Raw genomic sequence first — 16,210 nt, 5'->3', positions numbered from 1 at the left:
AAATTCATCCTAATATTTCTATAGCATGGCTTTACACCTCCTGCCTTCAAGAAAGGCTAATTTGTGATAGTCCTTTTTAATTGACGACGTTTTTCATCGTACATTCGCGAATCCGCTAACTTAAGCATATCGTCTATATCATTGAATTCAGGCTTATAAATCGCATGGCCAATACTGACGTGTAGGTTGATCAAATGCTGTTCATAAATCACTGGCGTATGACAAATCGCTTTTTGCAGCTCGATGTTGATAACATCAATATCATTCGTGTTTTCGATTCTTGACAATAAAATTAAGAACTCATCGCCCCCGATCCGGGCCACAACATCTGACGCCCTTAAAACACTTTTTAAACGCTCTGCGGTCGCGATAAGAACCTTGTCTCCAGCCGCATGTCCATAGGTATCATTAATCGCCTTAAATTTATCGAGATCGATATTTAGAATCGCAAATCGGTCTTGGGCAATACGCTTTTTAACTGCATCAAAGTGTTCACGCAATGTGTACATAAAATAGCGTCTATTGGGTAATAGGGTCAGCTCGTCTTGCAGTGAACGTTTACTTGCTGCGCTATAGAGACTATAAGTCATCGCGAATGCGCCTAGCAAAATCAAGATCATCGGATAACCGAGCAACCGCACTACATGAACTTGATACCAAGGCTTACTAGCAAGTAAATCCTGTTTGGTCGAAGCTGCGATAACCCAGTTACCATAGGGAAAATGAACCGATTCAATAGCAAAAGCATTGTCAAAAGTAGACTGTAGACCATAGAACACTTCACCATCTATGCCCGTACTATCTCGGCCGCGAATCGCAATATCATACCTATGCTCAAAAGAAGGTACTCCAGCATCAAGAAATAGAGATTCAAGCGAGATAACGACACTGCACACCCCCCAATAACGCGAATTGTATGGAGGATCAGAGAAGATAGGTACTCGAGCGATGAGAGCTAACCCTCCTTGGACTAAATTCACAGGACCCGCAATGAATATTTCTTGCAGATCTTGAGCCTTCTTAACCGTGCGCCACTGACTTGGGATGGTTCGATAGTCTAAACCCAACGCTTTCTCATTCCCTTCTATCGGGTAGATGTATTGAATGACATCATCGGGGGCCAATCCTAGTAGTTGAATATGGCTGCTTTTTCGGATCACACTCGAGGCGATAAGATCCCACCCAGAAAATTCAAACTCGGGGTTCGCTGCCACGAGTGCAGGCAATCCATTAACAACATAGATATCTGAAACAATTGCCGATTCCAACTCAGAACGGACAATAGAAAGTTCTTCTTTGGCTCTGGCTAACAAACTATCGCGCAAGAAGGATTTTTGGCTACGATCCAAAGATTCAACCAAACCGATAGAGATAACAAAAACAAACAAACATAGAGCATTAAGAAAAAAATGCCTGCCTGAACTTAAGGCCATCCGCCCCCCACAACTGTCAGCAACAAAAAACACCGGGTACTACCCGAGCAAAAAAGCCTGTTATCCGTATTGTTATTATTTGCATTGGTTATATAAAAGTTACAATAAATTAGCTTAATTTTCATCGACAATAGATAAAATTATCGACAACAAGGGTCATTTTATTGAGCTTGCTAACCGAATTAGGTGTAAATTCTCTCACATAAGCGCTCCAATTGTCACATTAGGCCTAATGGCCTGTGCTTAATGTTAACAATCTGTATCAACTCATATGGGTAAAAATTTGACCAAGAGATAACATCTACTCTTCTAATATCTGTTAACCTTTGTGGTCAAACTCATTGGGACTTGTTGGACAACTAGAATGCACGGAAAGTTAATCGGATTGTGTCTCGCTATTGTTTTCTCTCACTCAGCGGTAGCTTCAACTCCACCTAATTATAAAGCCTCCGCAGACATTATTCGAAGTACCTATGAAAGCCAATTGTATACCCTGCCTGCGTTTAAAGAAGGGCACTACGGCTTACGTATGTTTCGCCAAACATTAGATAAAAAGTATTCTGCAGCAGTCTGGACAGATATGGCTAGAGTCGCCAGCCGACTCAATAAGTTTGCAGCAGAAATCAATACCTCCGAACAAATTCTCCTCTACTCAGAGAGAAGAGTGTCCGGTTACCTTGGAGAAACGGATGAACGCAGCGTTAGGCGATATGGCGTCACTAAGCACATGCCTGAATATTTGTACCTAGGTGTCGACCTTTTAGGATCAATGGCACGTGCCAACGAATACGGCCTCAAACATAAGCAAGATGAGAAACTTAGGGCTGTCATTCGTCGCTACGACTTTGCTAAATATGCAACCGATCAGGAAATGATCAAAGCTTGGGCTGCGCAACTCGCCAATCAAGTCTATTGGCTAAGACAGCTAGGTGAACAAGATGTGGTTGAAGCGTTTACGCAGGCTTTTAAGACAACTTACCCTGATAGCGAAGATAAAAGACTCACCAAACAGCAGTATGGCAACAAACTGTATGGTATGACTCATATCATTTTTGGTGATTCGGAGTACTATCAGCACCAAGTCAGCGAGAAGCAGCATCAATGGATATACGATTACTTCCGCGACAACATTGATACGATTTTGATTCGAGCCAAAGAAGACGTTATCGCTGAAGTAGGTATTACCTTCTTACTTGCTGGGCTTGAAAATGATCCAGTTGTTGAAAAGACTCGCAACGCCATTCAGCAATCCATCAATCTTGATAAAGGCATGATCCCTTCTGTCACTGGAGACTTCGACGTCACTTACGGTGAGCATCGCAATGTACTCGCAATAATGTTACTCGACTGGCAGCAAGTGAATGAAGCACCGACAGTAAAAGGACAACCAAAAATGTTTTCAAGCCCTCCGTATGGTCTTATTCCCCAGTAATAAAAAGGCCTGATTTCGAAACGGTATCGAAATCAGGCCCTATTTCTCGCCTAGATAAAATGTCCAACTCTGTGGATTAATTCTACCTAAGGAGATTCACGTTTTGGCTACGCAATTTAATCAAGCTCGACAAGTTGCTTTTTGAATTTAGCATGCTGTGATTTTACCGAATCTCCCGGTTCACCTGTCATCAGGCTAACAGCAACAATCGCAATCGTAGAGAAGATGATTCCCGGTACGATTTCATACACATCAAACCAACCACCTGAAATCTGCTTCCACACGACGATAGTTATACCACCAACAAGAATACCTGCTAGTGCGCCATTGCGGTTCATACGCTCCCAATACAAGCTAAGCACTAATGCAGGACCAAACGCTGCACCAAAACCTGCCCAAGCATAAGATACTAAGCCAAGAACTGAGCTGTCTGGTGTCATTGCTAGTATAAGAGCAACAATCGAAATACCGATGACCGCAACGCGACCAACCATAACAATTTCTTCTGAGCTTGCGTCTTTCTTAAATACTTGCTTGTAGAAATCTTCTGCTAGCGCAGACGATGAAACCAACAGTTGTGAATCCGCGGTACTCATTACCGCAGCAAGGATAGCAGCTAGCAAAATACCTGCAATCACTGGATGGAATAACGAATTAACCAGCAACATGAAGATCTTCTCGCCATCATCGACACTCACACCTGAGTTAGTTACGTACACTAGACCAACGAGACCAACAAGCATTGCACCTACCATCGATAGCGCGGTCCAGATAACAGCAATACGGCGGGCAGTAGTGAGGTCCTTGTTTGAACGAGACGCTTTAAAACGCGCTAGAATGTGAGGCTGACCAAAGTAACCTAGCCCCCAAGCAACGAGCGATATAATCGCGATAGCTGAAAGCGGCTCACCCTTTGCGTCATTCCATAACGTCAGTAGCTGTGGGTTAATCGATTCAAGATCACTTCCAAGCTGACCTAAGCCACCTTCCATCGCTGTAATAGGAACAATGAGCAGCGCTGCCGCCATCAATAAACCCTGTACTAAGTCAGTCCAAGATACCGCTAGGAAACCGCCAAACATGGTGTATGAAACAACACATACGGTACCAATAATCACTGCCGTTGTGTAATCTAAACCAAATACTGTCTCAAACAATTTACCACCCGCTACCAAACCTGAGCTTGTGTAGAAAAGGAAGAATAAAAGAATGAAGAAAGCAGAAATTACCTGAATCAGTTTTGAATTATCGTCGAAACGACGTGATAGAAACTCTGGTAGTGTTAGTGCGTCGGTAGTAATGCTGTACGTACGTAGACGTTTTGCATTAACCAACCAGTTTAACCAAGTACCTACAAGTAGACCACCTGCTAGCCAGAACGCTTCAATACCTGCTGCATAGGCATAACCTGGCAGACCAAGCAGAAGCCAACCACTCATATCCGAAGCACCCGCTGAAAGTGCCGCTGGCCAAGGGCCAAGTGAACGACCACCCAAGAAGTAGTCGCTTGAGCTTTTGGTGCGCTGATAAGCGATAACACCAATAGCAAGCATCAGAATCAGATACGCTATAAACGTGGTTGTAATAGCAAAGCTATTTTCCATGTGATTTGTCCTCTTTTAAAAGATCGCCTTCCCTGAATGCCCCCGAACAATCGAGGGCAAATCAATGAAGATTAGTGGGTTTCGCTTCCTAGCTCGAGCAAAGTCGCGTTACCACCTACTGCTGTTATATTTATAGTTCTAGTGCGCTCAGTGATGAAACGAAGCGCTAGATGAGGATCATGTGCAACCGGTAGGTTCACAAGATCTGTTTCAGACGTCAGACTTACAATTGCGCCTGTACGTTTGGCGAGTTGACGGTTGATTGTCCTTTCAACCTCAGTGTTACCTACATAACCAATACTGCGTACATCAGATTCCAGCAATTGATGGTAAGCATCAATTGCTGCAAACTGTACTAGATTCGTCGGTAACGAAGACTGCAAATAAGCAGCTTCTAATGATTGGCATAGCTCGGCATCATCACTACAAAAAATGATGCTATTACCTGCGATCAGTGCAGCACTCACTTGCGCTACTGCTGCCAGCTTTGCCTGCTGTTGTATATCATCCTGAATCACAACAGCGACACCACGACCTGCGGTGTAGAGCTCGTTGGTTTCCCCCGTAGGACCAACCAATTGATGCGTTTCGGCTAGTAAAGCAGACGCTTGTTCAATGTGGTAAGACACGACAGAAGCCAACTCAGGCTGTACTTGCTGTAAAGCCTGTTTAAAAGCGAGTAAACACTCACTTTTAGAATCAAAATTAGTTAAGTTCCAGTTTTCCCAAGCAGAGAAAGCGTCAGAAAAACGAGTGACTTGATGAACCATAATTATTTCTCCTTGCCCACTCAATTAAGAAAACTGTGTTTGGGTGAAACGGTACAGGTAGTGAGGACCACCTGCTTTCGGGCCTGTGCCCGATAAGCCTTGACCACCAAATGGCTGAACACCGACAACCGCCCCGACTTGATCTCGGTTGATGTAGCAGTTACCCACTCGAGCATGCTTCTCAATCCAGCGATAAGTGGTTTCATTTCGGCTATGGATACCCATGGTTAAGCCAAATCCAGTGTTGTTGATCTCATCAACAATCTGATGGAGCTCACTCGCCTTAAAGCGAACAATGTGCAAGATAGGACCAAATTGTTCTTCCTTCAGGCAGGAAATATCACGAATTTCAAACGCGGTAGGGGCAACGAAATCACCCTGTTCGTGTTCATCTGATAACACCAGTTGAGCCACTTTCTTCTCGCTGTTACTCATTCGTTCAATGTGCGAAAGCAACTTAGTTTTTGCTGCTTTGTCGATAACAGGGCCAACATCTGTAGAATGCAGATAAGGTTTACCTACGCTCAACTCCTGCATCGCACCTTGAATAAGAGCGACGATACGATCGGCGATATCTTCCTGAACATAGAGAACACGCAATGCACTACAGCGCTGACCCGCAGAAGCAAAAGCAGAGCGGATAACATCACGAACCACTTGCTCTGGAAGCGCAGTACTATCGACGATCATCGCATTTTGGCCGCCGGTTTCAGCAATGAATGGGACTGGAGCCGCATCGCGCTGAGCCAAGGCTCGATTGATTCTCTGCGCTGTTACCGTTGAACCTGTGAATGCCACACCAGCGATTGCTGAGTGAGAAGTCAGTGCCGAACCAATTTCGGCACCACGACCTGGAAGCAACTGGATGGTGCCAACCGGGAAGCCTGCATCTAGCATCAACTCAACGGCACGAGCCGCGATCAAGCTAGTTTGCTCAGCTGGTTTAGCCACTACAGTGTTACCAGAAACCAGTGCGGCTGTAATTTGGCCAAGGAAAATTGCCAGTGGGAAGTTCCAAGGACTGATACAAACAAACACGCCACGCCCTTGACGAGTAACGCTGCGGCTTTGCCCATCAAACCCTTTTACGGCAAATTCACCAAGTGCGTCGACTTGTTTTGCGTAGTAACGACAGAAGTCCACCGCTTCACGTACTTCATCAATGCTGTCATGAATCGTTTTACCTGCCTCCTGATGGCAAATAGCAACAAGCTCCGCTAAGTGCTCTTCTAAAAGATCCGCTAACAACTCTAACTTTTCAGCACGTTCGGTCTTTGCAGTGGTTTGCCAAGCATCGAATGCTTGATCCGCTCCTTCTATTGCTGCGGAAACATGATCAAGGGTAGCAAAAGCCACCTGACCCACATTAATGCGCCTGTCATAAGGAGCTGTAACAGCTTCAGTATTAATATTTTCCTTGATCATGCTTTCGGCATGGAACTCGCCATTTATAATTGGACCAGCTGACCACTGCTTGTTTAAAAAGCTTTCAACTTCGTGTTCAAACGGTTTGGCTTCACTTTCTACATCAACATTGACGCCGAGTGAGTTCTTGCGCTCTGGAAATACATTCGGTGGTAGAGGGATGCTAGTGTTGTTCAACGTTTCAAATTCACTGAGCATGTCCACCGGGTGCTGAGTTAATGTCTCTACAGGACAACGTGCATCGACTAAACGGTGGACAAACGAGCTGTTGGCCCCATTTTCTAACAAGCGACGTACCAGGTAAGGCAATAAGTCTTTGTGACTACCAACTGGCGCATAGATACGCACTGATTGTTGATAGGCTTCCATCGCATGGTTGTACAGAGAGTCACCCATGCCATGAAGGCGCTGAAATTCAAAGTCTTTATGCTCAGCCATTACCGCGATGGAAGTTACTGTCTGTGCGTTGTGGCTTGCAAATTGCGGGAAGATATTGCCACGCACGTTATCACTTAGAAGGAATCGCGCACAAGCAAGGTAAGCAACATCGGTCGCCTCTTTACGCGTATAGACCGGATAATCTGTATAGCCCGCTTGCTGTGACCACTTGATTTCGCTGTCCCAGTAGGCTCCTTTGACAAGACGAAGTGGAATCAAATCACCCTGTTTTTTAGCCAGACCGTTAATCCAAACAAGTACAGGTAAAGCTCTTTTTGAATAGGCTTGAATTACAAGGCCAAATTTGCCCCAGCCTTTGACTAGCTCGCTACAATAGACTTTTTCAAATAATTTAAGTGAAAGTTCTAAACGGTCAGCTTCTTCGGCATCAATAGTAATAGCCACATCTAGCTCCACCGCACGGCGCAGTAATTGTTGCAGCGTGTCATAAAGCTCTGTCAGTACGCGCTCTTCGTTTGCCACTTCGTAACGTGGGTGAAGCGCAGATAGCTTGATGGAGACCGATGGTGCAGGACTGGTTGATAAACCATAGTCATCGCGCCCAACTGCTTCGATCGCCATTAGGTAGTCTTTGAAGTACTTGTTCGCATCAGCAGTGGTCAGTGCCGCCTCTCCGAGCATGTCATAAGAGTAAGTAAAACCTTTATCACGCATTGGACGGCCATTTTTTTGCGCCTCAGCGATGCTGCGCCCAAGCACAAATTGGTGTCCCATCACCTTCATTGCTTGATGCATAGCTTTACGAATTACAGGCTCAGACATCTTATTAACAAGGCGATTTACCGCGCTCACCGGACTTTGAGATTCATTTTCTGAAAGACCGACGACCTTACCCGTTAGCATTAATCCCCAAGTGGATGCATTTACAAACACTGAATCTGAGTTTTTAAGGTGAGATTTCCAATCAGCAACCGTTAGCTTATCGCGAATCAGAGCATCAGCCGTTGCAGAATCAGGGATACGCATTAGCGCTTCTGCTAAACACATCAACAAAATACCTTCTTGGGTATCGAGGCTGTATTCAAGCAACAATGCATCAATCATCTGAATAGACTTTTTATCCGCGCGGATCGCTTCTATGAGCTGCGTTGTCTTGGCTGCAATTTGCTCTTTTTCACTGTTCGTTGGCTGCGCTAGTGGTAGTAGTTGCTTAAGCCATTGTGATTCGTCCACCATATACAGTGGAGAGATCAACGACCAAAGCTTGTTAAGCGGTTGCTCGACAAACTCAGCGTTTAACACATCAGTCGCTGTAAACATGCGTTTTCCTCAATCTCAGACCTGAAAAAAGTTCAGGTTTCCTACAATGGCTTGCAGTGTATTTTGAGCCCGAGAAGATTACTTGTCAAAAACTCCGAGTTTTTTGCTATTTACTCTGATTATTAACAAAACAAAAACAGAGTCACATGCAAATAAGCAAAATAATATGTGGTTTAAGTTAGCTTATTTAACCAAATTGTTTCTTGTACTGAGAAGGGGATATACCTTGAAGACGAGAAAAGGTGTGAGTAAAAGTACTTTGACCAGAGAACCCAGTGAATTCGGCGACTTGGCCCAAAGTAAGGTGGCCTTGCTCTATGAGCTGTTTTGCCATGTCGATTCGCTTACCTAGTACATACTGGTGCGGAGTAATACCCATTTGCTCTTTGAATAAAGAGTGAAATTGGCTTTCCCCAAGAAACACACTGCCAGCAAGCTGAGTCACCGAGATCTTTTGGTTTAAGTGCTGCTCGATATAACGATCTATCGCCTCTAAATCAAAACGAGAGTCACGACGCGAACTGGCAAACGCAGACATGTGGCGCTGTAAGAGTGCAACGACGGTGTCACTACACGCTCTACTAAGCAGAAGGTCTTGAGGGTTAGATTGCATTTCCGCAACCAGCATCTGAATCAACTTCTGAATCTGACCATCAAGCTGAAAATAGGTATCCTTTTGGTTCAGGGCATTGAGCCTTTGCAGTAATAAAGGATCATCATCCTTCGGTGAAGGCATATTCAGCACCAAAATATCCGACTGCTCCAGTACACCGCCAAACGCATGACCTGTACCTGAAGTCACCACACAACCTTGCCCTGGCCCTACCAAATTTCCGTATCCACTTACCTCAAACTCCGCCTTTCCCTTTAGCCCGATAACGACCTGCGTATAATTGTGATCATGACATTCCATGTACGAAGGTAGCGTAACCAATTGTGCTGGCATAGGTGACAATTCTTTGGCAGCTAGCTGATTATTTTCTGGCTTAAAGGATGAAGACATAGCAACACACAGACATATTTAGAGGTGGAATCACCATGTTATACCAAAAGTGATGCAACTCGAAATTCCTATTGATGATTTATCAAATAGGTTGCATTTTGTTCAACTAGACAGGTATCTGGCACGATTACCAACTGTTGAAAAAATAGCCACTGCAGATACTGGAAGAATGATCAAGTGCACATAAATTACGGCTTATGTCACTTCTATCCATTTAACCTCTTATCGATCAAGATTCTTTACTTGCATATTTCTTCAATGCGACCAAAATGGATTAAGTATTCGATAAGTTTATTTCGATTTATGATAAGCTTAGGTAAGACTCTCTAGAAATAGAGATGAATAAATGGAAGAAATAGACCTTTGCAAGGCACCTTAGCAATGGACTGTCAAAAGTTTGTCTTTTTCCTATTTTAAGGTGCATATCTTTAGAATATGCACTGGGTTTAAATGTATTACATTGGTAATTTAAACGTTAATTGTTGCAGGGACTTATGATCATACGTCGCATCCCAGCGCTTTTGCTTGCGCTAAGCCCTCTTTGGGTTTCGACTTCGATTTTTGCAGAAGAAAGTGTACAGGCTGATCCTGTTGCTGAAATCGAGAGTAAATTAGAAAATAAAGAAGCGGAAATGGGTACTATGGCTACAGAGTTTGACTCTGAAGCTGAACGTCTCCAACAACTTCAGAATGACAAAAGTAAGCTTAAACGCAGTGAGAAAGAACTCAATGCTAAGCGTAATCGTACCAAGTCGGCGCTGGACAAACAGTATAGCCGTCTTTTAGATGATCCTGAGATCGACTTGGTTTCTTTCCAAAAAGCTTACCAAGATGCATGGTCTGAAGTGAAAGAGAACCAATCTTCACTTTTAGAAAACCAGCAGGCTATCACTGAAAGTGAAATGCGCCTGTCTCAGGTTAAGCAAAAGCAAGCGCGACTCAATTCGGAGCTTTCTTACCTTAAAGAGCAAAAAGTTGAAGCGCGTGTAAAACGTATTGCTGCAGAACTTCGTGAAAGCGATGTGCTAGAAACAAGCTATAAAACGACTTGTTCATCAACAATGACGTTAGGTGAATGTACTAGCCAAGGCCACTATCTAACGAAGCAGAAAGCAGTTAAGGCGTTTAAAGCAAAACTGATGGATCGTTTAACAGAATCAAATATAGCCAAACAAAACGCTAAAGGGGTTCAGCTAAACGTTCATGTGCAGGAAAGCCAAATTATTCGCTCTGGTTTTGAAGGCAATAATAGCTATTTCACGCAAATGCAGTCTCAGCTTCAAGCTCGCCCTGAAGCGTCTGCGGCATGTAAGCTACTAAATGTATCTTCTCGTTACTGTCTAAAAGGCGACCAAGAAACAAAAGCAAAGAAGAATGATAAGAACTGGGTAAACGTAACAGTGCGCTCAGACCAGTACGATGACTCAGTCGTTATCAATGGTATCAACTATGGCAGTACGCCAGTCGAAGTTGTTCTTCCACGTGGTCAACACCAAGTAACCGTATCGAAAAGTGGTTTTGAAACCTACAACCGCGAAATCAGTGTAAATACAAATGATACGGTTTGGGTTAAGTTACGTCCGAGTGGATAACAGTTGAAACTCTTACTGAATTCACAAGATTGAGCTAAAAACGCCATTTTGATCCTAAGTTATTAACGGATAACTTAAGACAAAGTGGCGTTTTCGTTTAAAATAAGCCAATTAATCAATAATTAGATGTAGAAGAAAGACAATGCGCCCAGGTTTACCAGCCCTTTTGTTAGCATTATCTCCGTGTTTGCTTCTCTCTACTGTTTCAGCAGAAGAAGCACCGAAGACATTGGTTCAGATTGATGACCAGCTATTCACTAAACACGATGAGTTAAAAGCTGCGCAGCAAGCAAAAGAAGAGCAGCAAGCGCTGCTAGATAGCAAGAAATCAGAACTAGACTCTCTTGAGCAAACGGCCAAGTCTTTGGATGAAGCGTTTTCTAATGCTAAAAGTAAATTAGAAAACGCTTACCAGCGTATGATTGACGATCCGAATACTGATCTAGCTGGATCACAAAAATCTTATCAAGATGCTTGGTCTGCCGTGAAGCAAAATCAAAAAGCGCGTCTTGCGGCTGAGCAAGAGCTGGTAGAAACACGCAATGTCTTTGTAACTCGCCAAGCCGCACTGGAAACCATCGAACAACACATTGCTGAGCTTGATGAAAATAAGATTCGTGCAAGAGTTGAACAGCTTAGGGGCGAAATAAAGCAGCCACAGCAGATTTCTGTGAGCTTCACCAACCGCTGCCAAGCTTCACTAACACTTTCACAATGTGATAATCAGACGAAAGAACTTGCGTTACAAAAAGCGGTCAAACAATTTCGCACCGAAATCGCTGAACAAACCAGTGAAAGCGCGATCGTTAAACGCAATATCAACGACGCCTCATTAAATATTCATGTCATCAAACACGTGACTAAGCAAGCTGGCTTCTATGATGGCGTGCGTTACCGAACCATTATGAATGTTGAACTAGAAGCTCGCCCTAAAGCTAGGGTAGCATGTGACTTGTTACAGGTTGATACTCAGTACTGTTTTGCACCTGGCACAGCCCACGAGTTGCAAGCAGATCAAGAAATGGCTTGGGTAACACTTGCAATACGCTCTAACCAATTTAACGACAGTGTCTATATAGATGGTGTTTCCTACGGCAGTACACCCGTAGAAATCATGCTGCCAATTGGTCTCCATGACATTACTGTTCAAAAAGAAGGCTACAAAGCCTTTGCCCAGCAAGTTGCAGTAAAATCTGATACTGCTATTCGCGCGGTGCTAGAAGAGAAATCTAACCCACTTCGCGCTGGGAGTAAATTCGCTGACGCAATGGCAGGCAAAGGTCAGGCACCAGAGATGATAGCCATTCTTCAAGGTAAGTATTTCACTGGTGAAAATGCTTCAAAACAAGTTTTCCTTGATCATGCTTTCGGAATAGGCGCCACTCCAGTGACGGTCAGCCAGTTTGCTACATTCGTCGAACACACCAATTATCAAACTGATGCGGAACTTAAGAATACCTGTACAGCACTTGTGAATGGTGAAGTGACCCCAATAGCAAAAGCAAATTGGCGTGATCCCGGTTTTAAACAGTACCCTAACTCACCGGTGGTTTGTGTTAGCCAAAACGATGCAAAGTCTTATACGAACTGGCTACGCAAACAAACAGGTGCTGCCTATCGCTTGCCTACTGAAGAAGAATGGGAAGTGGCAGCTCGCGCAGGTAGCCAAGATAAATACTGGTGGGGTGATAAATTCGTCTCTGGTGAAGCAAATACAGGTTGGAGCGGGACACCATGGTCAAACCTTAGCACGTCTCCCGTCAGCGCCTTTAAACCAAATCAGCTTGGCCTATATGACGTTGTAGGTAATGTGTGGCAATGGACCAGCAGTCCAAAGGGCATTGCAAAAGGAGGCGCTTGGAACTTCTCACCTGAAATGGCGGCATCTGACAAACAGCTTTTCTTGTCCAACTTTGAAGCAGCAAACTACCTTGGCTTTCGGGTAGTCAGAGATATAAACTAGTCACAAGAAGAGGGGGATTTCCCCCCTTTTTTATTATTATCAAAAAGATAAGATGGTTGTTGAGTAAGGTCTAATGACCGAACTTAGTATCTATTGATACGTCTATACTCAGTGAACCACTGAGTTCATAGAACCTCTTCTACACGTCTACAAGAAGTTTTCTTGTTTTTGCCAGCCATCATTAGATGTCTGGCATTTTTTATCGTACAGAATGCTCAATTATGATATGATATTCGTTCTGTTTTATAAGATTTATATTGATAAGTGAACGAACAACAAGCCTCTCTATTCAATCAACTTCCTGGTTATTGGGGTTGTAAAGACTTAAATTCTGTTTTTGTTTACGCCAATAACGCCTACGCAAAGCTCATCGGGTTTGATCAGCCTAATCAGTGCATTGGTTTATCTGATAAACAAATGCCGAGCCCGACCTCTCGCTGTGCAGATGACTTCGTTAAGCAAGACCGATATGTCATCGAGAACGTTACCCAGCTTAAAATCCTTGATATCCACCCCTACCCCGATGGCAGTTGGCGTGCGCATATTTTTACCAAAACTCCATGGTTAGACGATAATGGGCAAGTACAAGGCACCATCTTTTACGGTCAAGAGCTTTCCAATACTGCCATTTTAGAAGTGAGCCACTGGATATGTAGAGCGACTGGGCTCGCATCGAATGAAACCATAGCAGGTGATATTCCCCCTGCTAGCACCTTGAGCAGCAAACTGACCTCAAGAGAGTCAGAAGCACTGTTCCTGTTGCTTTATGGCAAAAAACCTAGCTACATTGCAAAAATAATGAAGATTTCGATTAAAACACTAGAAAGCTATGTGGTGAGATTAAGGCATAAGTTTGGCGCGCATTCTAAAGCGCACTTAATCGATATGGCATTAGAACAGGGGTATGGCTCCTACATACCAGAAACCTTGTTGAAGACTCAAATTTCTGTCGCCCTAAATACCGAAAACGCCGCATAACGCGGCGTTTTGTCTAAGGGGCAAGACGGTCGATATGCCATGCTTCGCGGTCTTTCGAGAACAAGAACCGATCGTGTAAACGGTTCTCCCCACCCTGCCAGAACTCGATACTTTCAGGCCTGATACGGTATCCCCCCCAGAAACTTGGTACTGGAATCTCTCCAGCTTCGAATTTCTTTTTAAGTTCCAAAAACTTACCTTCAAGTACTCCACGAGCTGAAATTCGGCTACTTTGCTTACTGGCGATGGCGGCAAGCTGGCTCGATTTCGGGCGAGAAGAAAAGTACTGCATGTTTTCTACTACGGTCAGCTTTTCAGCAACACCTGTAATATGGACCTGTCTTTCAAGAGGATGCCAAGGAAAATGCAGGCTCACTTTAGCGTTGTGCTCTATATGCTGAGCCTTACGGCTACCTAAATTGGTATAAAAAACAAACCCTTGCTCATCGACATTTTTTAGCAACACAATACGTTGAAATGGTTGACCTGTTTCGTCAACAGTGGCGACTGTCATAGCAGTTGGGTCCGTAAGTTTGGCTTCAATGGCTTGCTTCAACCATAAATCAAACTGAGCAATTGGGTCAGGTAACAAGTCTTTTCTGCGCAAACCACCTTTTGTGTACTCGCGACGAATCTCATCAAGCTCCATCTTTTCTCCTCGGCGAAATTTTTTGTCGATTGTGCGCTCTTAATGATAAGAACTCAAGCCCAAGAGGTTGGATAACGCTACACTCTATAAAAACTAGCGATAATAACGAAGTCAACTATTTTACTAGGATAAATCTAACAGCAAATCCTTAACATTTTGGGCCATGAGTAATAAAATCAATAAAATAACTCCATATAATAAGGACTACCCATGAGTAAGAGCGGTTATAACAAGCTTACTCCAAACGAACTGGACTATGTCGACGACAAGACAGCGGCCCTTTTGTTAAACACACCAAATAGTGCACGCGTAATGTTGTGGGTCATGGTGTTGTTTTTCGTGCTTGCTATTTTATGGGCTTCTTGGGCAGAAATCGATAAAGTTACAGTTGGTCAGGGTAAGGTTGTTCCTTCGTCTCAAGTACAGGTGGTTCAAAACCTAGAAGGTGGCTTAGTTAAAGAAATACTCGTCCGCGAAGGTCAAAAGGTAGAAAAAGGGCAACAATTGCTTCTTATTGATGACACGCGCTTTCGCTCAGACTATCGCGAACGTGAACAGCAAGTGGCCAACTTAACAGCAAGTGTATTACAGCTTTCGGCCTCAATTACCAGTGTTGAACTTAATCAAGACTTCGATGAATCGAATTGGCAAAATAGCGTTCTTCTCAACTTCAACAAGTTAGCCTTTCCTCCTGTACTGCAAGAAACCCAACCTAACCTAGTTGCTCGCCAACGCGCAGAATACCGCCAAGACTTAAATAACCTTCGCAACCAGATCTCTCTGCTTGACCAACAAGTAAAGCAGAAGCAGCAAGATTTAGTCGAGATCCAAGCGCGGGTGAGAAACTTACGCGAAAGCTACCGCTTTGCTAACAAAGAACTTGAGATCACCAGACCGCTGGCTGAAGAAGGGGTAGTTCCGCGGATTGAGCTACTAAAACTTCAACGTCAGGTAAACGACACTCGCCGTGAAATGACGTCAAGTGAACTTAAAGTTCCGGTCCTTAAATCGGCGATTCGTGAAGCCATGCTAAGCCGTATTGATGCCGCGCAAAAATTCCGTTCTGAGCAGCAAGAAAAGCTCAACCAAGCTCAAGATAAGCTGTCGTCTTTGACAGAGTCGACCGTTGGCTTAGAAGACCGTGTAAACCGCACTGTCGTAACATCCCCAGTCACAGGTACAGTAAAGACACTAAATGTCAATACTGTGGGTGGTGTTATCCAGCCCGGTATGGATATCGTAGAAATCGTACCAAGTGAAGATACGCTTTTGGTCGAGGCTAAAATCGCACCACAAGATATCGCTTTTCTTCGACCCGACCTACATACAATCGTTAAATTTAGTGCCTACGACTTTACAAAATACGGCGGTTTAGAAGGTACGCTTGAGCACATTAGTGCCGATACAACAACAGATGAAGAAGGCAATAGTTACTATCTAGTCCGTATTCGGACAAAAGAGACAAGCCTAGATAAAGATAATTCGCTACCCATTATTCCTGGTATGACTGCTTCAGTGGATATTATCACTGGTAAGCGAACCATATTAGAATATCTGCTGAAGCCAATTCTTAGTGCGCAAAACAATGCTCTGAAGGAATAGACGATATGATCACTAAAGTGCTAGGAAAAACAATTTGAAA

At 43.9% G+C, this 16,210-nt stretch carries 11 protein-coding genes; 5 read left to right on the top strand and 6 right to left on the bottom strand.

Translation table 11 applies throughout. The features are described 5' to 3' along the window. Positions 1-56: 56 nt before the first annotated feature. Positions 57-1,433, bottom strand: a complete 1,377-nt coding sequence (locus tag APB76_RS15930) for a diguanylate cyclase (RefSeq protein WP_054961905.1) — start codon at positions 1,431-1,433, stop codon at positions 57-59. Between the two features lie 364 nt (positions 1,434-1,797). Between APB76_RS15930 and APB76_RS15925 the strand changes: the two genes are divergently transcribed. Then, complete coding sequence (locus APB76_RS15925) at positions 1,798-2,865, top strand: DUF3541 domain-containing protein (RefSeq protein ID WP_049843282.1); 1,068 nt, start codon at positions 1,798-1,800, stop codon at positions 2,863-2,865. A gap of 116 nt (positions 2,866-2,981) precedes the next feature. On the opposite strand, the gene putP is transcribed toward APB76_RS15925, so the two are convergent. The 4 genes from putP to APB76_RS15905 all read right to left on the bottom strand — a co-directional run bounded on the left by putP (position 2,982) and on the right by APB76_RS15905 (position 9,386). Beyond that, positions 2,982-4,469, bottom strand: coding sequence for a sodium/proline symporter PutP (putP, locus tag APB76_RS15920; RefSeq protein ID WP_054961904.1), 1,488 nt, complete (start codon positions 4,467-4,469; stop codon positions 2,982-2,984). 71 nt (positions 4,470-4,540) lie between these two features. Further along, positions 4,541-5,239, bottom strand: a complete 699-nt coding sequence (locus tag APB76_RS15915) for a hypothetical protein (RefSeq protein ID WP_054961903.1) — start codon at positions 5,237-5,239, stop codon at positions 4,541-4,543. Positions 5,240-5,263: 24 nt separating this feature from the next. Then, on the bottom strand, positions 5,264-8,383 hold the full coding sequence (gene putA / locus APB76_RS15910; protein WP_054961902.1) for a bifunctional proline dehydrogenase/L-glutamate gamma-semialdehyde dehydrogenase PutA: 3,120 nt from the start codon (positions 8,381-8,383) through the stop codon (positions 5,264-5,266). 187 nt (positions 8,384-8,570) lie between these two features. Beyond that, positions 8,571-9,386, bottom strand: a complete 816-nt coding sequence (locus APB76_RS15905; protein WP_049843286.1) for an AraC family transcriptional regulator — start codon at positions 9,384-9,386, stop codon at positions 8,571-8,573. A 494-nt stretch (positions 9,387-9,880) separates the two neighbouring features. Between APB76_RS15905 and APB76_RS15900 the strand changes: the two genes are divergently transcribed. The 3 genes from APB76_RS15900 to APB76_RS15890 all read left to right on the top strand — a co-directional run bounded on the left by APB76_RS15900 (position 9,881) and on the right by APB76_RS15890 (position 13,919). Next, the gene (locus APB76_RS15900; RefSeq protein WP_049843287.1) at positions 9,881-10,978 is read left to right on the top strand and encodes a PEGA domain-containing protein; all 1,098 of its coding nucleotides are present in this window, start codon (positions 9,881-9,883) and stop codon (positions 10,976-10,978) included. A 142-nt stretch (positions 10,979-11,120) separates the two neighbouring features. After that, positions 11,121-12,941 carry a formylglycine-generating enzyme family protein gene (locus tag APB76_RS15895; RefSeq protein ID WP_054961901.1) on the top strand — a complete coding sequence of 607 codons (1,821 nt, stop codon included), beginning with the start codon at positions 11,121-11,123 and terminating at the stop codon, positions 12,939-12,941. 264 nt (positions 12,942-13,205) lie between these two features. Beyond that, positions 13,206-13,919, top strand: a complete 714-nt coding sequence (locus APB76_RS15890) for a helix-turn-helix transcriptional regulator (protein ID WP_054961900.1) — start codon at positions 13,206-13,208, stop codon at positions 13,917-13,919. Between the two features lie 13 nt (positions 13,920-13,932). Here the strand turns inward: APB76_RS15890 and pdxH are convergent, their stop codons facing one another. Further along, positions 13,933-14,568 carry a pyridoxamine 5'-phosphate oxidase gene (gene pdxH / locus APB76_RS15885; protein WP_049843290.1) on the bottom strand — a complete coding sequence of 212 codons (636 nt, stop codon included), beginning with the start codon at positions 14,566-14,568 and terminating at the stop codon, positions 13,933-13,935. A gap of 210 nt (positions 14,569-14,778) precedes the next feature. On the opposite strand from pdxH, the gene APB76_RS15880 reads away from it, so the two are divergent. Next, positions 14,779-16,170: an HlyD family type I secretion periplasmic adaptor subunit gene (locus APB76_RS15880; protein ID WP_049843291.1), complete on the top strand. Its 1,392-nt coding sequence runs from the start codon at positions 14,779-14,781 to the stop codon at positions 16,168-16,170. Positions 16,171-16,210 lie beyond the last annotated feature (40 nt).

Source organism: Vibrio bivalvicida (assembly GCF_001399455.2).
Lineage (GTDB): Bacteria > Pseudomonadota > Gammaproteobacteria > Enterobacterales > Vibrionaceae > Vibrio > Vibrio bivalvicida.
This window is presented reverse-complemented; position numbering and strand designations above follow the sequence as displayed.